Genomic DNA, 22854 nt, shown 5'->3' with positions numbered 1-22854 from the left:
CACCGACAGCGGCGCCGGCGCCACCGCGCTGCACTAGGCCTGCCAGGGCGGCAGTGTGGAGGTGGCCCGGCCCTGCGGGGCTGAGCCGGCGTGGGCGGTGCCGTGGGCGGTGCCGGGAGTGCTGCTGGGGGCTGCGGTCTTGGTCACGGAACGATCCTGTCCGGCCCCGGCCTGATGATCGATCACCCCCACTGCCGACTTCGGGGTGGTGCTGGGTACACCCCCGCCGGGGTGGCGGCTCCAGGTGACCGCGTGACCAGCCGTCCAGCCGTCCAGGCGGGCGGGCGGGCAGCAGGGTAGCCGGGCGCTCAGTAGGCGGCGGTGAAGCGGGCCCGGCGGTGGGCGGGCCGCTCGGCCTCGTCCAGGAGCGCGACGGCGAGGTCCTCCATGGAGATCGCCGAGTTGCCCTCGGCGTCGACCAGCAGCTCGTCGCGGCCGGTGCGGAACCGGCCGGTGCGCACGCCGGGCTCCAGCAGTGCGGCCGGGCTCAGGTACGTCCAGTCGACGTCCGGGCCGGCGGCACGGTAGCGGTCGAACTGCTCCCCGCAGGCCAGGGCGATCGGCCGGATCTCGTCGGGGAAGCCGGGGCTGTCGACCAGGGTGGTCCCGCCGCCGCCCGGGACGAGGAGGCTGCCCGCGCCGCCGACGGCCAGCAGCCGCACACCGGTGCCGGCGATCCCGGTCAGCAGGCCCTTGGTGGCGATGGCCAGCTCGTGCTCGCGGCCGGGCGCCGGACGGGTGGCGGTGATCACCACGTCCTGTCCGGCCGAGATCCGGGCGACGTCCTCGGGGTCGCGGGCGTCGCCGAGGACCACGGTGGCGGCGGACGGCAGGCCGTGGGGCTTCGCCGGATCCCGTATGACGGCGGTGACCTGGTGCCCGCGGGCCAGGGCCTCGGCCACGACCCGGCTGCCGACGTTGCCGGTGGCGCCGAACACGGTGATGCGCATGGGGTGCTCCTTGGGGAACGGTGGTGGTGGGAGAGGTGGGTGGGAACGGTACCGGCGGGACGGCGTCAGACGGTCGTGCGAATGGGCTGAGGGGTGTCCGCCGGCTCGGCTTCGGTGGCCGACTCCGCTGTGGTGCGCGGCCGTTGGGTCTGTGCGGCGATCAGCGATCCGAGCACGACCAGCGCGCCGAGCGCCTGGAGCGGGCTGAGGTCCTGGCCGAGCGCGAGCCAGCCGATCAGGGTGGCGACCACCGGGCTGAGCAGGGAGAGGAAGGAGACCGAGGTCGGCGGCAGCTCGCGGAGCCCCCGGAACCAGAGCGCGTAGGTGACGGCCGCGCCGATCAGGCAGAGGTAGGTGTAGCCGAGCACGTTGGCGAGGGTGTAGTGGGACGGCGGCGCGCCCTCGGTGAGCAGCGTGACGGGTACCAGCAGCAGTCCGCCGGCGGTGAGCTGCCAGCCGGTGGTGGCGAGCATCGGCGCGGGGGAGACCCAGCGCTTGGAGAGGACGATGCCGGCGGCCATCACCACGGCGCCGCCGAGCGCGGCGAGCAGCCCGATGGCGTCCAGCTCGGCATTGGCCCGCAGCACCAGCAGGCTGACGCCCGCGACTCCCGCGATGCCGGACAGCACGGTGCGCAGGGTGAGCCGGTCGCCGAGGATCAGGGCCGAGAGCCCGGCGGTGACCAGCGGCTGGACGGCGCCGACGGTGGCCGCGATGCCTCCGGGCAGACGGTAGGCGGCGATGAAGAGCAGCGCCTGGAACGCCCCGATGTTGAGGGCACCCAGGATCAGTGAGCGCCACCACCAACTGCCCTGCGGCAGGCGGCGGGTGAGGGCGACGAGGAGCAGCCCTGCGGGCAGGCAGCGGATGACGGCGGCGAGCAGCGGGCGGCCGGGCGGCAGGAGTTCGGTGGTGGCCAGGTAGGTCGTGCCCCAGACCGCCGGGGCGAGGGCCGTCAGCAGGACGAGGGCGAGGCGATTTCTTAGCACTAAGGCAATGTATCTCAGCGCTAAGGCATCGTTCGCCGGATCGGGCGCGTGATGTGGCTCACAGTTACCTCACCGCTAAGGAAACGAGTGGGGATCGCCTACCCTGAACCCGTGGCAGATCATGTGGACCGCGTCGTCGCGCAGTGGGGCGCCGAGCGCCCCGACCTGGACGTCTCCCCGATGGAGGTGTTCGGCCGGCTCAAACGCCTCTACCGGCTGGTGGACGCGGAACTCAACCGCACCTTCGCCGAGCACGGACTGGACGCCGCCTCCTTCGACGTCCTCGCCACCCTCAAGCGCAGCGGCTCGCCCTACCGCCTCACCCCCACCGGACTGATGCAGTCCTCGATGGTCACCTCAGGCGCCATCACCCAGCGCCTGGACCGGCTGGAGGCCCGCGGCCTGGTCACCCGTACCCGCAGCGACCAGGACGGCCGCAGCCGCGAGGTCGCCCTCACCCCCGAGGGACACGCCCTGATCGACCGCGCGCTGCCCGACCACCTCGCCACCGAGCACCGCATGCTGGCGGGCCTCGACGAGGGGCAGCGGGCCGCGCTCGTCGAGGTGATGCGCACCCTGCTGGCGGACCTCGCGGACAGTTCGGAGTAGTCCGCTCCGGCCGGTCCACGAGGCCCGCCAGGCGGGTCGATGAGCGCCGGGTCGCCGGGTCGCCGGGTCGCCGGGTCGGCTGCACCCGTGGGCGCGGTCGAGACCCCCGTCCACGACCCCGCCCACGGGCACGCTCCGGCCGGAGTCCGTCCCGCCTCCCCCGACCCGGCCCGGCCCGCGTCAGGACCGAGGCCTGACCGCCACCGCCTCGAAGAAGGCGTAGTGGAAGGTCCCGCCCGGCCCGGCCGCGCGGCGCAGCTCAGTGATGCCCCGGTCGAAGTCCTCCGGGGTGGTCAGCCCGGCGGCCAGCGCCTCGGCCCGGACGGACTCGACCATCGCGACGAAGGTCCGCAGGGTGAAGCCCTCCACCAGCGCCGGGCGGGCCCCGTCGGCGTAGACCGTGCGCGGGCGGACCGACACCCGGGCGAACCCGGCCGCGGTCAGCAACGGGTGGAGGCGGCGCCCGATCAGACCGTCGCCGCCCGCCAGGGCCTGCAACCGGACCAGGTGGTCGATGGTGCGCCGGGCCGCCGGGCCCTCGGGGTGGAAGAAGGCCGAGCCGTGGTCGCCCTCGATCACCGTGATCGTCCCGCCCGGCCGCAGCACCCGGCGCAGCGCGGCCAGCCCGGCCACCGGGTCGGGCAGGTGCTCCAGCACGAAGCACAGGAAGACGTGGTCGAACGAGGCGTCCGGGAACGGCAACCGGTGCAGGTCGCCGTGGTGCCAGGTGACGTCCGCGGCGGGCGCCTGCGCGGCGACCCGGGCGCGGGCCCGCTGCAGCGACTCCGCCGAGAGGTCTGCCGCCGTCAGCCGGATTCCCGGGTTGGCGGCCAACAGGTGCACGGTCTGCGCCCCCACTCCGCAGCCCGCCTCCAGCACCCGGCTGCCGGCCGGATACGCCGTGCCCGCGTGCAGCAGCTCGGCGAGGGTGTCGGCCTGGTCCCCGAGGCGCTGCGCCTCGGTCTGCGAGTAGCCGTGGACGTAGTCGTGGTGGTCGTCCGGGCGCTCCGGTGCTGCCGGTTCCGCGGGCGTGGGTGTTTCCGTGGTCATGGCCCCACCCTCGCCGCCACTATGGTCCGGTGAACAGGTCCAAAGTGGCGGAACCCGACCGGTCCAAAGAGACCGGTGCCGACTTCCTGCAGCTCGACACCGCCGACGCCCCGCCCGGCGGACTCACCGACTGGCTGACCGGCCGGCTGCGCGCGGCCGTCGCCGACGGTCGGCTCCCGGTCGGCACCCGGCTGCCCGCCAGCCGGGTGCTGGCAGCCGAACTCGGCGTCTCCCGCGGGGTGGTGACCGACGCCTACCAGCGCCTCGCCGAAGAGGGGCAGGTCGCCGGCCGCGGGCGGGGCGGCACGGTCGTGGTCGCGGCCCCCGCGGTACCGGCGGAGGCGCCCGCGGCACCGGTGGCGGAACCGCCCCGCCCGGCGACCACGCTCTTCCGGGCCGATCCCGGCCCCGAGGTCTTCGACCTGCTGCGCGGCACCCCCGCCCGGATCGACCTCACCCCGGGCGTGCCCGACCTCGCGGCATTCCCCCGCACCGCCTGGCTGCGCGCCGAACGCGCCGCCCTCGACGGCCTCGCCGCGTCCGACCTCGGCTACGGCGACGTGCGCGGCACCCCGGCCCTGCGCCGCGCCGTCGCCCACTGGCTGGCCCGCAACCGGGGCATCCGCGCCGATCCGGACGAGGTGCTGATCGTCGCCGGCACGGCCCAGGCGCTCGCGCTGCTCGGCCGCGCCCTCGGGCGGGCGGGCATCGACGAGGTCGCGGTCGAGGACCCGGGCTCGCTCGGCGCCCGGCAGCACCTCGCCCACTGGCTCGCCGCCACCCCGCCGGTCCCGGTCGACGCCGAGGGCATCCGGGTCGACGCGCTGCGCGCCACCGGCGCCCCGGCCGTCCTGCTCACTCCCGCCCACCAGTACCCGACCGGCGTCGTGCTCGGCGGCGACCGGCGGCGCGAACTGCTGCGCTGGGCGGAGGAGGGCGGTCTGGTCATCGAGGACGACTACGACGCCGAGCACCGCTACGACCGCCCGCCCGTCCCGGCCCTGCGCGCCGCCCTGCCGGGCCGGGTCTGCTACGCGGGGAGCATCTCCAAGCTGCTCGCTCCGGCGCTGCGCACCGGTTGGCTGCTGGTCCCGGCCCGGCTGCGGGAGGCCGTCCTGGACGCCAAGCGCTTCGCCGACCTCGGCAACCCGGTGCTGACCCAGCTGGTCCTCGCCCGGCTGATGGAGTCCGGCGACCTCGACCGCCATCTGCGGCTGCTGCGCCGCCGCCACCGTCGCCGCCGGGACGCCATGATCGCCGCCATCCGCACCCACCTGCCGGGAGCCACCGTGCACGGCGCGGCGGCGGGCCTCCACCTGATGCTGACGCTTCCGGAGAGCCCCGGCCGCAGTGACACCGAGCTGGCCGCAGCCGCCCTGGCCGAGGGGGTCAAGGTGCAGCCGCTCTCCTGGCACGCCCGGCTTCCGTACCCGCCCGGCCTGGTGCTCGGGTACGCGGCGGGTTCGGCGGCGGAGATCGCGGAGGGGGTCGCCGTCCTGGGACGGCTGGTCCGACGTTCGAGGGTGTCGCCTTGAGGATATTAAGGCGGATTATCGGATGAATCCGGTGGAGAGGGGAGTGCCCCACCGCACCCCTGGGTACGTTGACGTGCCGAAGTCACATGTCGACCCGGGAGGCCGGATGGCCCCGTTCCGAAGTCTCGCCCAGTTCGGGGTGCTGCTGGCCGTCATGGGGATCGCGCTCGGCCCGGTGCCGCTCGGTTCGTCCGCCCGGCCGCCGGGCGCTCCGGGAGCGTCGAACACTCCGGGCGCTGCGAATGCCCCGGGGGCTGCGAACGCCCCGGGCGCTGCGGGCGCTACGGGAACCGTGAACGAGAGGAGCGCGGCGATGGCCGGCCTGGAGCGGGAGGACCCCCGGGCGCTCGCCGGGCGGCGGATCGTGCTGTCGTACTCCGGCCCGACACCACCGGCCGGGGTGCTCCGGACGATCCGGGAGGGGCGGGCCGCCGGGGTGATCCTGTTCGGCGAGAACGTCACCAGTCCCGGGCAACTCGCCGAAGCGGTGACGGAGTTGAAGCAGGCCGCGGCCGAGGCGCCGCACCCGCGCACCCTGCTGCTGATGACCGACCAGGAGGGCGGCAAGGTCCGCAGGCTGCCCGGCGCGCCCGAACTCTCCGCCCGTCGCGTCGGGTTGGCGCCGGACGCGGTCGCCGCGGCCGCGGAATCCGGGGCCGGCGCCGCCCGGACCCTCGCCGACGCCGGGCTGAACCTCAACCTCGCCCCGGTGCTCGACGTCTACGACACGCCGGACAACTTCATCGACCACTCCGAGCGCTCCTACGGCCAGGACCCGACCGAGGTCGCCGAGCTGGGCAGCGCCTTCCTCGCCGCACAGCAGGGCCTCGGCGTGGCCGCGACCGCCAAGCACTTCCCCGGCCTCGGCGCCGCGCCCCGGGGCGAGAACACCGACGAGCGCCCCGTCACCCTGAACGTCCCGCTGTCGCAGCTCCGCGCCCGGGGCGAGGCGCCGTACCGGGCGGCCATCGCGGCGGGCGTGCGGCTGGTGATGGCCTCGTGGGCGGTCTACCCGGCGCTGGACCCGGACCACCCGGCCGGGTTCTCGCCCACGATCATCCAGGGCGAGCTGCGTGGCCGGCTCGGCTTCGACGGCGTGACCGTCACCGACGCCATGGAGGCCCAGGCGCTCGCCCCGTACGGCGGCACCGGCGACCGGGCGCTGGCCGCCGCCGGGGCCGGGATGGACCTGTTGCTCTGCTCCGCCCGCGACCCCCGGCAGGCCCAGGAGGCCACCGAGGCGCTGGCCGCCGCCCTGGACGACGGCCGCCTGGACCGGCACGCCTTCACCGAGGCCGTGGCCCGGGTCGACGCCCTGCGCGGCGCGCTGGGCTGAGCCGGCGGGGCGGGGGCGGGGCGGTTCGGACACGGTTCACCCGGGCTCCACGTGGGCGTTGCCCGCAAGGGTGCGGAAGTTCTGCCGGTCCAGGGTGATTGAGCCATCGAAGGGCTGGTTTCGGTCGAGCCCTCACTTCCAAGGGTAAATCTGGGTCAGTGCACAGGAATCGCATGGGAAAGTTCCTGTCGTGGACCTATGAAATGTCATATGTGCCACGCCACCTGTCCCAGTCCGTACCGCCCCCTTCGAGGAGGAACCCATGAACCGGATCGCCCGGATAGCCGCCGGTGCCGTCGGCGCCGCCGCCCTGCTCTCGGCCCCCGTCCCCGCGTTCGCGGCCGCCCCGGCCGTCGCCACCACCACCGTCACCACCTGCGGCAGCTACAGCCTGCAGGCCGGTCTGGCCACCTACGCCTGTGCCGACGTGACCGGTGACAGCGTCGCGATCTACGGGAAGATCGGCCTGGCCGGCCCGCCGTCCCCGGGCACCCCGTGGCCGCCGGCGCCGCAGGAGCTGGTGACCCACCTGTCGGCCGACGTGACCGGCGGCGCCTCGCTCGGCACCGTGAACGGCCGCACCGTGTTCCAGGTGTCCACCGTGCGGGTCGACGGCATCTCGGCCACCGTGGCCTGCGGGTCCACCGTGCACGTGTCCTTCGACGTCGAAGGGTTCTGGAGCGGCCAGGTGCCGGCCACGGTGAACGTGCCGGTGAACTGCTGACGGTTCGTCACCGTTTGAGCCGATCCCGGGAGTTGGCGGACTCCCGGGATCGGCTTTCGCATGCCGCCGAACGGCCGGGTCCCTGCGGCGGACCCGCCCGACGAGGGCCCGTCGGGCGACTTCCGCGGTCTCGCCGGAGCGCTGTCGCGGGTCGACGCACAGTGACGACTTGAAGAAATCTTCATCTGTCGCGATGATGCCTACCGGCCGCGGCATCGAACCCCGCCCGGCCGGACGACCACCGAGCCGGAACCGAGGGAGAACACGGACGATGCCGGTACCGCTGTACCAGGCCAAGGCGGAGTTCTTCCGCACCCTCGGCCACCCCGTGCGGATCCGGGTCCTGGAGCTGCTCCAGGACGGCCCCCGGCCGGTGCGCGAGCTGCTGGCGGAGATCGAGGTCGAGCCGTCCAACCTCTCCCAGCAGCTCGCGGTGCTGCGCCGCACCCAGCTGGTCACGGCGACCCGTGAGGGCAACACCGTGGTGTACGCGCTCAGCACTCCGGACGTCGCCGAGCTGCTGCGCGCGGCCCGCCGGATCCTGACCGAGCTGATCACCGACCAGGGCGCTCTGCTCACCGAGCTGCGTGCCCCCGGTGGTCGGTCCCGCTGAGGCGCGCCCGGCCCGTCCGCCCGACCCGAGGAGAAGCACCACCATGAGCGACAGCACGAGCGACGAGAAGCGGCGCCGCAAGGCGATGCTGATCCGCGCGGGCATCTACATCTTCGCCACGCACCTGTTCGCCGGTTTCGTGCTGCTGCTGTTCGCGCTCGGCGGCCGGAAGTAGCGCGCCGGGAACGGACGGCTCACCGGCGCCGCCCGCCGTCCGGCACCAGGTAGCGGTTGCTGGTGCTGGTCCAGGCCTGCACGCCGGCGACCAGCTCCCGGGTGCCGTCCAGGTACCAGCGCCCGGCCGGGTGGCGGCGCAGCAGCTCGCGGCGCAGTTCCTCGCTCTCCTGCTGCAGTCGCTCCACCCGGGCGCGCACCGCGTGGACCGCTCGGCCACGCGTCCAGCCGTGGGTCCGTTCGAGGGTGAGCACCGTGTTGAACGCGGGCCCGGCTTGGCGCTCCTCGCGCTTCAGCGAGTAGAGGTCGTTGATCAGAGTGGCGGCGTCGGCGGTGTTGGCGCGCAGCCGGTGCAGCGCGGGCTCCGCGTGCAGTGCGGCCGGGGCGTCGGCGCCGTGGACCCGTTCCAGTATGTTCATGAACGGGTAGAGGCAACTGCCGTGCCGGCGCAGCTTCATGGTGTCCGTCAGGTCGAGGCCGAGGGCGGGCACGGTGCCGCGGGCGCGGTGGTCGGCCTCGGCGGGGAAGGTGGCGAGGCAGGACCGCCACTCCCGGACCGCCCGGGCGCGCCACTCGGGGGACATCGAGGCGGTCTGCCGGGCCCACAACTCCCGCCAGGCGAGCAGCAGGTGGCTTTCGGACGGGCTGCCGCCGCGGCCTCCGTCGAGGACCGCGATCAGCGGGTCGACCACGGCGTGGGCCTCGGCGGGGTGGCGGCCGGGCGAGCCGTCGAAGCGGTCGTCCAGGATGGTGAACCAGCCCAGCACGTCCACCAGGAGGTCGAGTTCGGCGCCCCGGACGCGGGGGTAGGCGTGGCCGATCAGCTCCTGCAGTGCGTAGGCCCGGTAGCGGGGCAGTTCCGACGGGGTGAGCAGTCCGCGGCGGACCGCCCAGTCGGCGTGCCGGTCGGCGGTGCGGCGCAGGTCGCGGGGTGGCCGGGGGCCCGCCGGAGCTGTCCGGTTCGTCGGAGCCGCTGAGGTCGGAGCCACTGAGGTCGGAACAGCTGACGCCGGAGCCGCCGGGCCAGCCGGACCCGCTGGACCCGCTGGGCCAGAGGCCACGGCCACGGCCACGGGGATGATCGCCCGGGTGGCGCCCGTGAACGGACACCGGACCGGCGGTGGCTCACTGGGCGAGGAGGGCGCTGTGGCCCCAGGTGAGGACGCGGCGTCGCCCTCGCGGGAGGCCGTCGCGGTGCGTCCGCGCGGGGAGCGCGCGCCGCGCGGCGCGAGCCGCACCCGAAGGCCGTGCGCCTGGACCGTCGTCCACACCACCTCGCGGGCCCGGGAACCCGGCACCGCCACCGGCCGCCAGCGGCGCAGGATCGCCGCGGCCGCGACGGTCAGCTCGGCCCAGGCGAAGGCCTCGCCGATGCACTTGTGCTTGCCCGCCCCGAACGGCAGGAAGGACGGCCGCCCGGAGCCGCCGCCGTCCTGCCAGCGCTCGGGTCGGAAGCTCAGCGGCTCGGGGTAGCGCACCGGGTCGCGGTGCAGCGCGGTGAGGCTGTACAGCAGTTCGGTGCCGGCCGGGACGCGGTACGGGCCGAGCTCGACCGGCACCTGGGCGGTGCGCATCAGGAAGGCGTTCGGCGCGTGCAGCCGCACCACCTCCTGGGTGACGCTGCGGGTGTAGGCGAGCCGGGCCAGCGCCTCCGGGGTGGGCACGGTGCCCGCGGGCAGGTGCTCGTCCAGCTCGGCGAGGATCCGGGCCTCCACCTCGGGGTGGCGCAGCAGCTCGTCCAGCAGCCAGGTGAGCGTGGTGGAGACCGTCTCCGTGCCCGCGCCGAACATGGTGATCGCCTCGGACCGCACGTCGGCCTCGGTGAGCGGGCACCCGGTGGCCGGGTCGGTCGCGGCGCGCAACAGGGCGGGCAGGGTGCGCCGGCCCGCTCCGGGGCCCGTGGTCGCGGTCCGTCCGCGGACGGCCTGGTCGACCACCCGGTTGAGCACCCGCACGGCGTCGTCGAAGCGCCGGTTGACGGGCAGCGGCAGCCGGGCGAGCGCGGGGTTCGGGTAGAGGGACTGGACGATCTGGCCCTTCACCAGGTCCGGCAGCGCCCGGTGGAAGGCGACGGTGGCGTCCTCGCTGAGCCGGGCGTCGAACAGCGAGCGGGTCACGATCTCCAGGGCCAGGTGGTTCATCTCCTTGGCCACGTCGAGGACCTGCCCGGGGCGCCAGCGTCCGGCCCGTTCCTCGGTGACCTGCTGCATCACGGCCAGGTACTCGCCCATCCGGTCCGCTCCGAAGGCCGGCTGGATGATCCGGCGGCGGTCGCGGTGGGCCTGGCCCTCGGACATCAGCAGGCCGTCGCCGAAGGCCGTCTTGAGGGTGTCCTGGACGGCCCCGCGCGGGCAGTCGTGGGCCAGTGCGACGAGCAGGGTGTGGACCAGCCGGGCGTCGGTGACCACGCAGACGGTGCGCGGGCCGAGCCGGATGCGGACCACCCCGCCGTGGCGGGAGAGCGAACCGAGGAAGCCGAGCGGGTCGCGCAGCAGGGCGCCGGCGTGCCCGAGGCCGGGCAGGGCGCCGGGGGCCAGCGGCGGGACGGCGGAGCGGGCCAACGGGGACGGGCCGGGAGCGGTTCTCGGGGGAACGATCAGCTTCCGCGTCTCGGTCAGCAGGGACATGACACTACCTCTCACCAGAGTGGCCGGTGCGGGCGATGCCGGGTGGCAGCGGCGGGCCGGCCGGCAGGCGGGGGACCGCCCAGCGCGGGCCCCGCGCGCGCCCCCGGCGGGAGGGCGCACGTTGAGCAAACGCGCCGGTTTCCCGAGCGTTGCGCCGAATGTGCGGGGATCACTCCAACGGCCGAGTGGATCGACCCTTTCGTGCGTGCTCGAAACTCGGTGTTGACCTGCGCGGATGCGTCCGTACGGGTGGTGGCGTCCTGTCTGTGAGGCAGGGTCTTTGGACCCTCGCCGCACGGGCGTGCGAGGGACAGCATGGATGCGAAGAAGGAGGAACCTGATGACCCGTCTGCGCCACCGGCCGGCCCTCGACGTCCGGGTGGAGATCCGCGGCGAGCTGCCCCGCGAGGACGCCGAGTACGCCCGGGCCCGCGCGCTGGACACCGCCACGGCGCTCGGCCCCGACGCCCGTGCGCTGCGACTGCGGCTGACCCGCTCGCGCGACCGCTCGGTGACCCGGCCCGCGCTGGCCCAGGCGGACGTCGAGCTGGCGGACGTCGGGCCGGTCCGGGTGCAGCTGGCCACCGGCACCGCACGGGAGTCCGTCGACCTGGTGCTCGGCACGCTGGCCGGCCGGGCCGTCCGACTGCGCGAGCAGGGCGACATCGGCTTCGCCGCCGCGCACGAGAGCGCCTACCGCCCGCAGTTCGCCGACCGTCCGCTCGCCCAGCGGCGGATCGCACGGCACAAGGCGGTCGTGCTCGCCCGCCGCAGCCCCGAGCAGGCCGTGCTCGAACTGCTCGCCCTGGACCGGCGGTTCCACCTCTTCGCGGACGCCGCGACCGGGCGGGACGGCCTGGTCCACCGCTGCTCGCCGGGCGGCACGGTGGAACTGTGCGCCGCGGGCACCGGCGCGATGCCCCCGCTCGACCTCGCCGAGGCGGCCCGCCGACTCTGGCTCACCGGCGGCCCGTTCGTCGGCTGGACCGATCCCGGCGACCACCGGGCGCGGGTGCTCTACCGCCGCTTCGACGGTCACTACGGCCTGATAGCGCCGGTATCGGACGGCCGGATCGGGGCAGGAACCCTTTCGGCACAGGACTGACACCACGACGCGACGACCGCACCACGAACTCTCCACGACAAGGGGCCGGGACCATGGACTGCGACGAGGTCATGCTGACCGTCCGGATCACCGCCGCCGAGCGCGCGCTGCTGCGCGACCTCGCGCGCGGGCACGGCGGCGACGTCTCCGACGTGGCGGTGGACGGGCTGCTGGAGGTCATCCCGACGCTGCACGACGACGCCTGCGTCCTCCCGTTGCTGCGCGTTCTGGCCAGGCCGGCGCCCTTCGCGCTCACCCTGTGGCTGCCCGCCCCGGTCGCGGACCTGCTGCCGCTGCTCGGCGAGCGGCTGGTGCGGACCGGCGGCCCCGCGGCCGGGCCGGCCAGCGCCGCGCTCTCCGCGGCCCTGCGGCTCTGGCTCGCCGGGGACCGGGCCGCCCTGGCGGCCGGGCTGGCCCGGTTGCACGGGGGTTACGGCGCCGGCGCGGTGGCGGCGGTGCCGGCGTTCCGGGTGGAGCCGGTGAAGGCCGCCGCCTGATCCGACCTGATCTGATGGTTCGTCATCGCTCCCTGGTCGATGGCATGTTGGGCCGGTCTCGGTCTTCCCGGTCTGCCCGTTCGCCGTCCGGGCGACGTGAACGGCCGGGCCGGCAGCGGAATTCCGCAAGAGGTTTCCGTTATTCCCGGTTGCCCCTCCCGCTCTCCGAAGCGTCGGAAGACCCGACCCTCCCGCCATCGCGGGAGGGCGCGGGTCGTCGTGCGAGGAGAGGGGCGCGATGGGACACCCCAGCGGCGGACTTCATCGGCGGTGCCGCGGAGAGCCGCTCCCCGAGGTGGCTATCAGTCAGATCGCGCCGAATTCAGCCGACTTGAGAAGTCGAGCCGAGCGCGCACGGTGGTTCCAGGCCGGCGCGCCGGGCGGCGGCCGTGCACCTTCGCGGTCGCTCGCAAGCGGCAACTCGCCGAATCCGACCGCGGGTTCACCCCCACCGCGGGCGGCGGTGCGACGGTGCCCGGAACCGGCGGACGGTGGAACCGCGGCGGCCGGCCGCCGGAGCTGCGCCGGCCGAGCGCCGGCCCTTACCGGAACTGGTCGCTGTTGAAGACCTTGTGAGCCGTTCGGGGTAAGGCTGTTCCTGTGAGCCCGTAAAACCGGTCGGCCCGTACGCCGGCCGACCCTTCGACCCGAACCGCCGACGCCCGCGTGCCCCGAGGCCCGCGGGCCGGCAGGTCCGCCGCGCCGGGAACGGCCGCCGCCCACCCAGCGGCAGTCGTCCCCGGCGCCGGCCGTTCCCAGCATCCCTGCCCCCACACCGCCCCGAGGACCCTCCCGTATGCGAACCCACCCCCACCTCACCGCCCTCGCCCTCACCGCCGCGGCCCTGCTGGCGGCGGCCGTACCCGCCGCCGCCCACGGCGACAACGTCCACCTGGACGTCACCGGCCAGCAGAACGGCCGGGTCAGCACCGTCGCGACCTGGGAGAACGACCACGACCCGGTGACCGGGGAGTTCGCCGGCACGCTCTTCGCGACGGCCTCCGACGGCCGCACGGTCGGCCCCTGGCGCCTGGTCACCGTCCCCGGCCTCCAGGGGACGTACACCACGCGGGAGGCCCTCCCGGTCGGGCACTGGCGGGTGACGGTGGACTGCGCCTTCCCCGCCCTCGGACACGGCGAGAGCGAACTCGACGTCGACACCGTCGCCATCGCCGACCCGGTGCCCACGGACACGGCGGGCACGGCACTGCCCGAGGTTTCGCCGCGGTCCGCCGGGGTGACCCCAGCCCCGCTCCGGGAGACCACCGCAGCGCCGGGGAGCACCGCGTCCGCCGTCTCCGCCCGGGAGGCCGCGCCCCGGCCCCTCCACGCGACCACCTCGGACGCCACCACCTGGGCAGCCATCGGCACCGCCTGCGTGGCCGTCGTCCTGGTCGCCACCGGACTCTGGCTGCGCCGTCACCGAGGCTGAGCCGTCGCCGGAGGTGGGCCGTCAGCGTGGCCGAGCCGTCGCCGGAGGTGGGCCGTCACCGGGGCGGGGACGCCCGGAACCGCCCGCCCCCGGAGCGGGGACGCCCGCGCCGCGGAACCGGCCGGGTGCGAACCGACGTCCCTGCGGTCACCGGGCGCCACCGGGCGCCCGACGACCGCAAGGGAGCGTCCGCGCATGAAGAAGGTCCTGATCACCGGCGGCGCGGGTTTCATCGGCAGCACCGTCGCCTCCGCCCTGCTCGACCGGGGGATCACCCCGGTCGTGCTGGACGACCTGTCCCGGGGACGGACCGAGTTCGTCGCGGACCGCGTCTTCTACCGGGGTGACATCGCCGATGCCGCCCTGCTCGACCGGATCTTCGCCGAGCATCCCGACATCGACGCCACCGTGCACTGCGCCGCGAAGATCGTCGTACCGGAGTCGGTGGCCAAACCGCTGTACTACTACCGGGAGAACGTCGCCAAGACCGTCGAACTCCTGGACGCCCTCCAGCGCCACGGCTGCACCCGGGTCGTCTTCAGCAGCTCCGCCTCGATCTACGCCCCCACCCCCGACGCCAGGGTGGACGAGAGCAGCGCGGTCGATGCCGGCAGCCCGTACGCGCGCACCAAGCAGATGATGGAGCAGGTCCTCCAGGACTGGACCCGAGGGGAGGGCGCCGAGCGCCAGCGCGTCATCGCCCTGCGCTACTTCAACCCGATCGGCGCCGACCCGCAGCTGCGCACCGGCCTCCAGGACCTCCGGCCCACCCATGCCCTCGGCAAGCTGATCGAGGCGCACACCACCGGCACCCCGTTCACCGTGACCGGCACCGACTGGGCGACCCGCGACGGCTCCGGCATCCGCGACTACGTCCACGTCCAGGACCTCGCCGAGGCGCACGTGGCGGCGCTGCTGCGGTTCGACGAGGTGATCGCCCCGGGGGTGGCGGACCGCTACCGGGTGATCAACGTCGGCACGGGGGACGGGACCACCGTGCGGGAGCTGATCGCCGCCTTCGAACAGGTCGTCGGCACCGGCCTGGAGGTGCGGGAGGCGGGACCGCGGCCCGGGGACGTGATCGGCTGCTACGCCGTCGTGGACACCGCTCGGGACCTGCTCGGCTGGCGGCCGCGGCGCGGCCTCGCCGAGGGCGTCGCCGACGCGCTGGCCTGGCGGAGGGTCTGGTCCGCCCGGGTCGGCGTCAGCTGACGGCCGGACGTCGCCGGCGGCGCCGGCTGACCGGGTGGACGTCGCTACTTCACGGCCTCGCCGGACTTCGACCAGTTGTCGCGCAGCCGGTCGAGGTAGGACTGCGCCTGGGAGCCGATCTTGACGCCCCGGGCGAAGGCCAGCATGTTGCCCGCGCCCGCGTTGTAGCCGAGGGCGACCAGTTCGTCCCGGGTGAGTGAAACGCCCGGGCGCGCGGGCAGTTGCGCGGCGAGGTCGTGCAGGTGCCAGGCGGCCGCCTGGACGGCCAGGTTCCGGTCGTCCGGGAGCTCCTCCCACTGCCGGGAGGCGAACGGGCGGCCGGGCTTGGTGTCGTCGAAGGCGGCCCGGTGCATGTTGGCGATGCCGAACGAGGCGTCCGGCTTGCCGCGCTGCCAGGCCCGTTCGAGTTCGGGGTCGTGCGGCTTGTACGACTCGTTGTAGAGGATCGCCATCAGCAGCTGCGGGTTGACCCCGGCCTCGGCGGCGTACTGGCGGACCGGCGCCGCGTAGTCGGCCGGGTCGTAGCGGCCCGAGGGCTTCGGGGGTTTCGACGGCGTCGCGGGGGAGCCGGCCGACGGCGCGGCGCCCGCGGAGGGGCCGGAGGCGGCGGCGGTCGGCGACGGGTCGGCGGAGGCCGCGCCGTCGTGGCCGTTGCCGCGGACGAGACCGAGTCCGGCCACCACCACGACGCCGATCACCAGCCAGCGTCCCCGGCCGGACCCCTTCTTCTCCTCGCTCACCGCTGCCGCCCCTCCCCGTTCGCTCGTGCGCCCGTTCGGGCGCCGTGCGGCTGATCGCTCCCTGCGGCAGGTTACTCGGCGGGCTTCCGGTCGCCGTCGAGGTTGTGCAGGAAGTCCTTCGCCTTCTCGACTCCGGTGTCGATCTGCCCGCTGTACTTGCCGTCCGTGCGGTCGTCGATCGCGTCGCCGACCTTGTCCAGGCCCTGCCCGATCACGTCGCCGTGCTCGCGGGCGAGGTCGGTGGCCTTGTCCGCAAGGTTCTTCAGACTCTCAAACATGGTGACGCTCTGCTCCTCTGATGCGTTCCTGATGGTGTGCCGACGTGGCGGGGATCATGACCATCCTAACGACGGCCCACCAGGCGGTTCGCCGCCGCCGGGTGGCGGCGGATGACTTTGCTGAAATGGGTTCGTATGCTCCAGACAGTCTTCTACAGGAATGTAGAGGATGGGATCCCCGCCCGGACGTCACCAGGACCGAAGGCGTCCCGGCACGCGCGGCGGCGCGATCGCTCCGCCGCGGCCGCAACGATCGAGGGAAGTGCGCATGGCCGGTCAGCGGGCGAGAACGCCGTACCAGGACGCGGGACCGCGCACCGAGGACCGCGCCCTGCCCGCCCAGCGCTCCTGGGCGGCCGGTGCGGGAGCCCCAGGCACCCCCGGGGGCCTCGCGGGCCCCGGGGCGCCCCGGCCGGCCCGCGGGCCGCGTCCAGGGGCCGCCCGCCGTCGCCAGCAGGCACGTCGTCGCGGCGGGCGGGCGGTCGCGCTCTCGGCGGTCGGGCTGCCGCTGCTCGGGGCGGTCGCGGACGCGCTCGACGGGCCGGGCGTCGGACTCCTCTTCGGGGTGGGCTCGGTGCTCGGGACGGCGGCCGCGGCAGTGCTGTGCAGCCGGGCGGGTCGGTGGTGGGTGGTGACGGCCGCGCCGGTCGTGGTGCTGCTCACCGCCTCGGGCGTCGAGTACCTGGCGCACCCCGGGAAGTACCGGGGCGAGAACCTCGGCACCGGTGCGCTGCGCTGGGTGGTCGGGGCCTTCCCGGTGATGGCCGCAGCCGTGGCGGTGGCGCTCGCCGTGGTCGCGGTCCGCGCCGTGTCGGCCCGCCGCCGGCCGGCGCCGGAGCGCCGACGAACCGGCCGGACGGCCGCCCCGGTCGGAAGGGGCCGCCGTGGCTGAGCGCGGCAGCAGTCGTACCGGTGGCAGCAGCCGTACCGGCGGCCGCGATCGGCGCGGGCGCGCCCTGCGGCGTCGCGCCGCCCCGCTGACCGTCGCCGGGCGCACCCTGGCCTGCACCGTCTCGGCCGCCGTGCTCGGCGCCAGCGGCTTCACCTGGTACGAGTACCGCAGCCTGGACGACGGCATGATCAAGTCCACCGCGCTGAGCGAGGCCAAGAAGAACGCCCCGCCGCACCTCGACAAGTCCGTCAACCTGCTGCTGATCGGCCTGGACAGCCGCAAGGACATGGACGGCAACGACCTGCCCAAGCAGTTCGTGGAGGACGAACTGCACGCCGGCTCCAGCGGGATCGGCGGGTACAACACCAACGCCCTGATCGTGCTGCACATCCCGGCCAACGGCGGCAAGGTCACCGCGCTCTCCGTCCCGCGCGACGACTACGTGCAGACCGTCGGCGCGGACGGGAGGATGCACAAGATCAAGGAGGCGTACGGCATCGCCAAGGAGGCCGCCGAGCTGAAGCTGGCCGGCAAGGGGCTCTCCAAGGCGATGCTGGAACGGCAGAGCCGCGAGGCCGGCCGCTCGGCCACCATCCAGACCGTGCAGAGCTTCCTGAACGTCCCGATCGACCACTTCGCGGAGGTGAACCTGATCGGCTTCTACGACATCGCCAAGGCGGTCGAGCCGATCCAGGTCTGCCTCAACCACCCGGTGGACGATCCGATCATCGCCCGGACCGCCACCCACGAGGGCGGTGGCACCGGCCTCAAGCTCCCGGCCGGGATCAGCTCCCTCAACGCCGCGCAGGCGCTCTCCTTCGTGCGCCAGCGCCACCACCTCACCAACGGGGACCTCGACCGCACGCACCGGCAGCAGGCGTTCCTGTCCTCCGTCGAGTACAAGCTCAAGCAGCAGGGCATCCTGAACGACTTCGGGCAGATGCAGAAGCTGTTCGCGGTGGTGAAGAAGGACGTGGTCATCGACAACGAGTGGAACATCCTCGACTTCGCCCAGCAGGCGCCCAACCTGACCGGCGGCAACGTGGAGTTCAACACGCTGCCGATCAGCGGCTTCAAGACGGTCGGCGGGCAGGAGGTCAACACGGTCAACCCGGTGCTGATCAGGAAGATCGTCCGGCAGCTCTTCAACCACGAACCGGCGCCGCCCCTTCCGGCCACCACGCCGCCCGGGGACGCGCCGAGCGAAGCGGCCCCGTCGGCCTCCGCCACCCCGAGCGTGCCGCCCAAGTCGGTGGTCGACGTCAACGCGGCCGCGGGGGCGGGCGCGGCGGCCGAGGAGTCCAGGGCGCTGGCCGAACTCGGCTACCAGGCGGGCCGGATCGGCGACGCCCCGGCCAGGACCAGGTCCACCACCGTCGCGTACGGGTCCGGCGCCAAGGGCGACGCGCAGCACCTCGCCGCCCGCTACGGGGTGAACGCGTTCTACTCCTCGGCCGTCCCCGCGGGCCGCATCCTGGTCACCCTCGCCGTCACCCGGAGTCCGAGCCCGAGCCCGACGGCCGTGCCGTCGGGCGCCGCGGCCGCCGACCCCGCCGCCGACCCGGCGGCGGGGCTGCCGATGCAGGGGCCGGCGGTGAAGGCGGGCGGCATCCCGTGCGTGGACTGAGCCCGGCGCGTTCCTTCTCCCGTGCGGAACGGTCCACCCGCCGACGGCCGCCGTCCGGCACCCTGTACACGCCGAGAGGTGAGTCAGCGGCAGAGGGCCGCGTCCAGGGCGTCCGCCATGTGCTGCGCGCCGACCCCGTCCGGGATGGTGGTGACCGTGATGGTGGCGGCGCGACCGTCGTCGGTGACCCCGTTGCGGGAGCGGTAGCCCGGGGCGGTCCCGCCGTGGCCCCAGGAGAGGCCGCCACAGGAGAGCGGCTTGCTCTGCAGACCCAGCCCGTAGCGGACCCCCGGGCCCAGGAGCTCGGCGGGGACGGTGGTGCGCATCTCGGCGAGCTGCGCCGCGGGCAGGAGTCGGCCGCCGAGGAGCGCGGTGAAGAACGAGTTGAGATCGGTGTTGGTGGAGACGATCGCCCCCGCCGCCCAGGCCATCGAGGAGTCCATCTCGGTGTAGTCGATCGGAGGCGCGTCCGGCGAGCTGCGGTAGTAGCCGTGAGGGTGGGCCTCGTGGATGCGGGTGTCCCCGGGGGTGGGGAAGTAGGTGTGGCGCAGGCCGGTGCGGTCGATGACGCGCTTGGTGATCTCCTCGCCGACGGGCCGTCCGGTGACCTTCTGGACGAGGAGTCCGGCGACGATGTAGTTGGTGTTGCTGTACTCCCAGCTGGTACCCGCGGGGAAGCGGGCCTTCTGGGCGAGGGCGCCGTCGAGGAGGTCGCGGGGCTCGAAGTAGCGGTACTGCACCGTGGTGAAGTCCGAGAGCGCGGGGGCGTCCATGTAGTCGGGCAGGCCGCTGGTGTGTTGGAGTAGCTGACGGACGGTGATGTCGCGCCCGTCGATTCCGTCGCCGCGCAGCAGGCCGGGGAGGTAGGTGTCGACGGACGCGTCGAGGCCGATCCTTCCTTCGGCGACGAGCTGGAGGACGACGACGGCGGTGAAGGTCTTGGTGTTGCTGCCGGCGCGTATCTGCCCGTCCACGGGGACCTTGGCCCCGGTGGTGAGGTCGCCGACGCCGGCGGTGTAGCTGCGGGTGCGGCCGTCGCGGCCCTTGACGGAGGCCAGCGCGGCGGGCAGGCCGTCATCCTTCACCAGCGCGTTCAGACTCGACTGGACACTGTCCGGCCTGCCACCCGCGAACGCCGCGGTCGGTGTCAACGCCCCGGCCGCCACGACGCCGGCGGCCACGGCGGCCACGGCCACCGCCAACCCGCGCCGGCGTCGGTGGGCCCGGTTGTGCTGTACGAACTCGTTCACGGAGGAACTCCTCTGCGGGAGGGGCGAATTGGTGGGGCGCGCGGGTTCTGCGCGCAGGTGCGCGCAGAACCCGTTGGTCGTACCGGTGTGGACGCTCAGGCCGGATCGGGGAGGGTCAGCGGCACAGGACGGCGTCCACCGTGGCTTCCGCGTGCTGCTTGGCCGTTTCACCCGGGATCATGGTCACCGTGATGCTGACGGCGCGGCCGTCATCGGTGGCGCCCCCGTCGGTGTCGTAGCCCGGGATGGTCCCGCCGTGGCCCCAGTACACGCCACCGCACGACAGCGGCCGGCTCATCAGGCCCAGCCCGTAGCGGACGCCCGGAGCCATTCCCTCGGCGGGGACGGTGGTGCGCATCTCGGCGAGCTGCGCCGCGGGCAGGAGCCGGCCGCCGAGGAGCGCGGCGTAGAACGAGTTGAGATCGCTGTCGGTGGAGACGACGGCGCCCGCCGCCCAGCCCCAGGACGGGTCCAGTTCGGTGTAGTCGCGGAACGAGCCGTCGGCTTCCTGGTGGTAACCCTTGGGGTGGGCCTCGCGGATGCCGGTGTCCCCCGGGGCGGGGAAGTAGGTGTGGCGCAGGCCGATGCGGTCGACGATGCGCCGGTTGATCTCCTCACCGAGCGGCCGTCCGGTGACCTTCTGGATGATCAGGCCCGCCATCAGGTAGTTGGTGTTGCTGTACTCCCAGCGCGTGCCCGGGGCGAAGTGGGCCTTCTGGGCGAGTGCCGCGTCGAGCAGTTCACGCGGTTCGTAGTACCGCTTCGGACCGGAGAGGATCGCGCCCTTGTCCACGTATTCGGGCAGGCCGCTGGTGTGCTGGAGGAGCTGACGGACGGTGATGGTGCGTCCGTCGATGCCGTCGCCGCGCAGCAGGCCGGGGAGGTAGGTCTCCACGGGGGAGTCCAGGCCCAGCTTTCCCTCGGCGACGAGCTGGAGGACGACGACGGCGGTGAAGGCCTTGGTGTTGCTGCCGATCCGTACCTGCCCGTCCATGGGGACCTTGGCCCCGGTGGTGAGGTCGCCGACGCCGGCGGTGTAGTTGCGGGTGCGGCCGTCGCGGCCCTGGACGGAGGCCAGCGCGGCGGGCATGCCGTCGTCCTTCACCAGCGCGTTCAGACTCGACTGGACGCTGTCCGGCCTACCGCCCGCGAACGCCGTGGTCGGTGCCAGCGCCCCGGCCGTCATGACCCCGGCGGCCACGGCGGTCACCACCGCTACCGCCCGGTGTCGGCTGCCCCGGCGGGAGAGCGGGAAGCGGCTGTGCGGTGCGTGCTCGTACACGAGAGGACCCCTCCGATGAATGGCGCCGGTGATTCCGGGCCTTGATCAAGAGGACCATTCGGGGGCACGGGAGTTCGTCCGCACCCAGGACGAAACCGCGCCCGGGAGTGGACTCCGGGAGTCGCCCCCGGCCGGGACCGTACTCCTGGCCACCGGCTGGGAGTCGAGGGGCCGCAGGTTCAGCTCGTGTACGAGGTGCGCCTTGCGCGCTCCGGTGCACACCGGCGGCGTGGCGACGAGAGCCCCGCCCGGCGCGGGGCGCCCCTGACCGGCCCTAGGGGGTGGCCCATCCCTGAGGGGGAGTGGTCCATCGTTCGAAGGTAGGTCCAGGGTCGGAGCCGGGTTGGACCGTGGGCTGACGACCCGGTTCGCCGACACCTGTCAACGTGTCAGTTGCCGTAAATCACGGGGGTGTTGAAGTCACCCTTCGACATGGACACGGGAAGGCGGGCGGACATGGCGGAACACACGGGCGGAACGGGTCCGGGCGGTCGCGGTAGCGGGCGCACGGGGCGCCGGCGCGGCCGCCCGGCCGCGCGCCTGGTGGCGCTCGCGCTGGCGGGCGCGGGCCTGGTGGGGGTGACGGCCCCGGCGGCCGGTGCCCTCGGCGCACCGGGACCGGTCGGAGTGGTGACGGTGACCGCTGCCCAGGACCCGGCGCAGGACGCCGCCGGCCGGGGGCCGCGCAAGGGCGTCGACCCCAGGGCCCTGGACGCCGCGGTGCAGGCCATCGTCGACTCCGGCGGCGCCTCGGCCTCACTCGCCCGGGTCGGCGAGTACGGCCTCACCCGGTGGAAGGGCGCCGCCGGGACCGCCGACTACGCGACCGGCGCCCCCGCCTCGGCGACCGGCCGGTTCCGGATCGGCAGCGTGACCAAGACCTTCGTCTCCACCGTCGTCCTCCAGCTGGTCGCCGAGGGGCGGCTGGGCCTGGACGACCCGGTGGAGCGGCTGCTGCCGGGCGCGGTGCCGAACGGCCCGAACATCACCCTGCGCCAGCTGCTCAACCACACCAGCGGGCTGTTCGACTACACCGAGGACCACGCCTTCGACCCCACGGCGCCCGGCTCCCTCGAACGATGGCTGGAGTCCGGCCGCTACACCCGCTGGACACCCCAGCAGCTCATCGCCCTGGCCAACAACCACCCGGCGTACTTCCCGCCCGGCCAGGGCTACCACTACTCCAACACCGACTACGTCCTGGCCGGACGGATCATCGAGCGGACCACCGGCCGCACCTGGCAGCAGGAGGTGGAGCGCCGCATCATCCGCCCGCTGGGCCTGACCGGCACTTCCATGCCCGACCACGAGACGGCCGTCCCCGGCCCGCACGCGCACGGCTACTTCGACCTGCCCACCGGTCGCGTGGACGTCACCGATCTGGACCCGAGCATGGCGGGCGCGTCCGGCGCGGGGATCTCCACCACCGCAGACCTCAACACCTTCATCACCGCCCTGCTCGGCGGACGGCTGCTGCCCCGGCCGCAGCTCGCCGAGATGATGACGGTCACCCCGCAGAGCCAGGGCGGGTACGGCCTGGGCCTGGAGCGGACCACCACCGACTGCGGTGAGCTCTGGGGCCACACGGGCGGCATCCCGGGCTTCAGCACCTTCCTGTACACCGCTCCCGACCTGCGCCGTCAGCTCTCCGTCTCGATGAACGGCAGCGGCCTCTCGACCCCGCTGCCCACCCGGAAGGCCTTCGAGAAGCTGGTCGGCGCCGCGACGTGCACCGGCTGACCCCACTCCGCCGGGCCGCGCGGGTCGCCGTAGGTGCCCCCAGCCCTGCCCGTACTCGGCCGCCGGCCTCAGTCCGTGCGGGCCGGTGGCGGCGGCGCAGAAGGAGACCCGCGGGTCTGCACGCAGCCGGGGATGTTCCTGGCCTCGACCGCGCCGTGGTACGTGCCGTGCCGGGTGGTTCGGGGCCGGCTC

General features: G+C 74.2%; 21 protein-coding genes and 1 pseudogene. 13 read left to right on the top strand and 9 right to left on the bottom strand.

The window, feature by feature from the left end:
• Nucleotides 1-308: 308 nt before the first annotated feature.
• Both ABZ449_RS07340 and ABZ449_RS07335 read right to left on the bottom strand, forming a co-directional pair.
• Entirely contained in the window at nt 309-950 is a 642-nt protein-coding gene (locus ABZ449_RS07340; RefSeq protein ID WP_360341624.1) for an NAD(P)H-binding protein, read from the bottom strand.
• 65 nt (nt 951-1015) lie between these two features.
• Complete coding sequence (locus ABZ449_RS07335; protein WP_360341622.1) at nt 1016-1939, bottom strand: EamA family transporter; 924 nt, start codon at nt 1937-1939, stop codon at nt 1016-1018.
• A 111-nt stretch (nt 1940-2050) separates the two neighbouring features.
• Between ABZ449_RS07335 and ABZ449_RS07330 the strand changes: the two genes are divergently transcribed.
• Complete coding sequence (locus ABZ449_RS07330; protein WP_360341619.1) at nt 2051-2548, top strand: MarR family transcriptional regulator; 498 nt, start codon at nt 2051-2053, stop codon at nt 2546-2548.
• A 180-nt stretch (nt 2549-2728) separates the two neighbouring features.
• On the opposite strand, the gene ABZ449_RS07325 is transcribed toward ABZ449_RS07330, so the two are convergent.
• Entirely contained in the window at nt 2729-3598 is an 870-nt protein-coding gene (locus ABZ449_RS07325) for a methyltransferase domain-containing protein (protein ID WP_360341616.1), read from the bottom strand.
• A gap of 29 nt (nt 3599-3627) precedes the next feature.
• Between ABZ449_RS07325 and ABZ449_RS07320 the strand changes: the two genes are divergently transcribed.
• The 5 genes from ABZ449_RS07320 (at nt 3628) to ABZ449_RS07300 (ending at nt 7981) form a co-directional block, all read left to right on the top strand.
• The gene (locus ABZ449_RS07320) at nt 3628-5133 is read left to right on the top strand and encodes a PLP-dependent aminotransferase family protein (RefSeq protein ID WP_360341613.1); all 1506 of its coding nucleotides are present in this window, start codon (nt 3628-3630) and stop codon (nt 5131-5133) included.
• 292 nt (nt 5134-5425) lie between these two features.
• Entirely contained in the window at nt 5426-6469 is a 1044-nt protein-coding gene (locus tag ABZ449_RS07315) for a glycoside hydrolase family 3 N-terminal domain-containing protein (protein ID WP_360341610.1), read from the top strand.
• A 262-nt stretch (nt 6470-6731) separates the two neighbouring features.
• Nucleotides 6732-7193, top strand: a complete 462-nt coding sequence (locus tag ABZ449_RS07310) for a hypothetical protein (RefSeq protein WP_360341607.1) — start codon at nt 6732-6734, stop codon at nt 7191-7193.
• A gap of 271 nt (nt 7194-7464) precedes the next feature.
• Nucleotides 7465-7806 (top strand): metalloregulator ArsR/SmtB family transcription factor, encoded by a 342-nt coding sequence (locus ABZ449_RS07305; RefSeq protein ID WP_360341604.1) that lies wholly within the window; start codon nt 7465-7467, stop codon nt 7804-7806.
• Nucleotides 7807-7849: 43 nt separating this feature from the next.
• Nucleotides 7850-7981, top strand: a complete 132-nt coding sequence (locus ABZ449_RS07300; protein ID WP_359902629.1) for a DUF6126 family protein — start codon at nt 7850-7852, stop codon at nt 7979-7981.
• A gap of 19 nt (nt 7982-8000) precedes the next feature.
• On the opposite strand, the gene ABZ449_RS07295 is transcribed toward ABZ449_RS07300, so the two are convergent.
• On the bottom strand, nt 8001-10607 hold the full coding sequence (locus ABZ449_RS07295) for a cytochrome P450 (RefSeq protein WP_360341601.1): 2607 nt from the start codon (nt 10605-10607) through the stop codon (nt 8001-8003).
• Nucleotides 10608-10947: 340 nt separating this feature from the next.
• Here ABZ449_RS07295 and ABZ449_RS07290 point away from each other — a divergent pair, with 340 nt between their 5' ends.
• From ABZ449_RS07290 to galE, 4 genes are all read left to right on the top strand, one after another.
• The gene (locus ABZ449_RS07290; RefSeq protein WP_360341598.1) at nt 10948-11712 is read left to right on the top strand and encodes a sigma 54 modulation/S30EA ribosomal C-terminal domain-containing protein; all 765 of its coding nucleotides are present in this window, start codon (nt 10948-10950) and stop codon (nt 11710-11712) included.
• Between the two features lie 53 nt (nt 11713-11765).
• Nucleotides 11766-12209, top strand: a complete 444-nt coding sequence (locus ABZ449_RS07285) for a hypothetical protein (protein WP_360341595.1) — start codon at nt 11766-11768, stop codon at nt 12207-12209.
• A gap of 796 nt (nt 12210-13005) precedes the next feature.
• Nucleotides 13006-13641: a hypothetical protein gene (locus tag ABZ449_RS07280; protein WP_360341592.1), complete on the top strand. Its 636-nt coding sequence runs from the start codon at nt 13006-13008 to the stop codon at nt 13639-13641.
• A gap of 195 nt (nt 13642-13836) precedes the next feature.
• A complete protein-coding gene (gene galE, locus ABZ449_RS07275; RefSeq protein ID WP_360341589.1) occupies nt 13837-14853 on the top strand; it encodes a UDP-glucose 4-epimerase GalE in 1017 nt (338 codons plus the stop codon).
• Nucleotides 14854-14897: 44 nt separating this feature from the next.
• Here galE and ABZ449_RS07270 read toward each other — a convergent pair whose 3' ends face one another.
• Complete coding sequence (locus ABZ449_RS07270; RefSeq protein ID WP_360341586.1) at nt 14898-15593, bottom strand: transglycosylase SLT domain-containing protein; 696 nt, start codon at nt 15591-15593, stop codon at nt 14898-14900.
• Between the two features lie 71 nt (nt 15594-15664).
• Nucleotides 15665-15871: an antitoxin gene (locus tag ABZ449_RS07265; protein ID WP_360341583.1), complete on the bottom strand. Its 207-nt coding sequence runs from the start codon at nt 15869-15871 to the stop codon at nt 15665-15667.
• Between the two features lie 268 nt (nt 15872-16139).
• On the opposite strand from ABZ449_RS07265, the gene ABZ449_RS07260 reads away from it, so the two are divergent.
• Nucleotides 16140-16763, top strand: coding sequence for a DUF6542 domain-containing protein (locus ABZ449_RS07260; RefSeq protein ID WP_360341580.1), 624 nt, complete (start codon nt 16140-16142; stop codon nt 16761-16763).
• A complete protein-coding gene (locus ABZ449_RS07255; RefSeq protein ID WP_360341577.1) occupies nt 16756-18390 on the top strand; it encodes an LCP family protein in 1635 nt (544 codons plus the stop codon). Before ABZ449_RS07260 ends, ABZ449_RS07255 begins: the two co-directional genes overlap by 8 nt.
• 83 nt (nt 18391-18473) lie before the next feature.
• Here the strand turns inward: ABZ449_RS07255 and ABZ449_RS07250 are convergent, their stop codons facing one another.
• Complete coding sequence (locus tag ABZ449_RS07250; RefSeq protein WP_360341574.1) at nt 18474-19640, bottom strand: serine hydrolase domain-containing protein; 1167 nt, start codon at nt 19638-19640, stop codon at nt 18474-18476.
• Between the two features lie 115 nt (nt 19641-19755).
• A complete protein-coding gene (locus tag ABZ449_RS07245; protein WP_360341645.1) occupies nt 19756-20826 on the bottom strand; it encodes a serine hydrolase domain-containing protein in 1071 nt (356 codons plus the stop codon).
• Nucleotides 20827-21378: 552 nt separating this feature from the next.
• Between ABZ449_RS07245 and ABZ449_RS07240 the strand changes: the two genes are divergently transcribed.
• Nucleotides 21379-22662 carry a serine hydrolase domain-containing protein gene (locus ABZ449_RS07240; RefSeq protein ID WP_360341571.1) on the top strand — a complete coding sequence of 428 codons (1284 nt, stop codon included), beginning with the start codon at nt 21379-21381 and terminating at the stop codon, nt 22660-22662.
• Between the two features lie 39 nt (nt 22663-22701).
• Here the strand turns inward: ABZ449_RS07240 and ABZ449_RS07235 are convergent.
• Nucleotides 22702-22838: pseudogene (locus ABZ449_RS07235) on the bottom strand (LLM class flavin-dependent oxidoreductase); the annotation flags it as partial.
• Nucleotides 22839-22854: the final 16 nt, after the last annotated feature.

The sequence above is a fragment of the Kitasatospora sp. NPDC005856 genome, from assembly GCF_040629945.1.
Classification (GTDB): Bacteria; Actinomycetota; Actinomycetes; order Streptomycetales; family Streptomycetaceae; genus Kitasatospora.
This window is presented reverse-complemented; position numbering and strand designations above follow the sequence as displayed.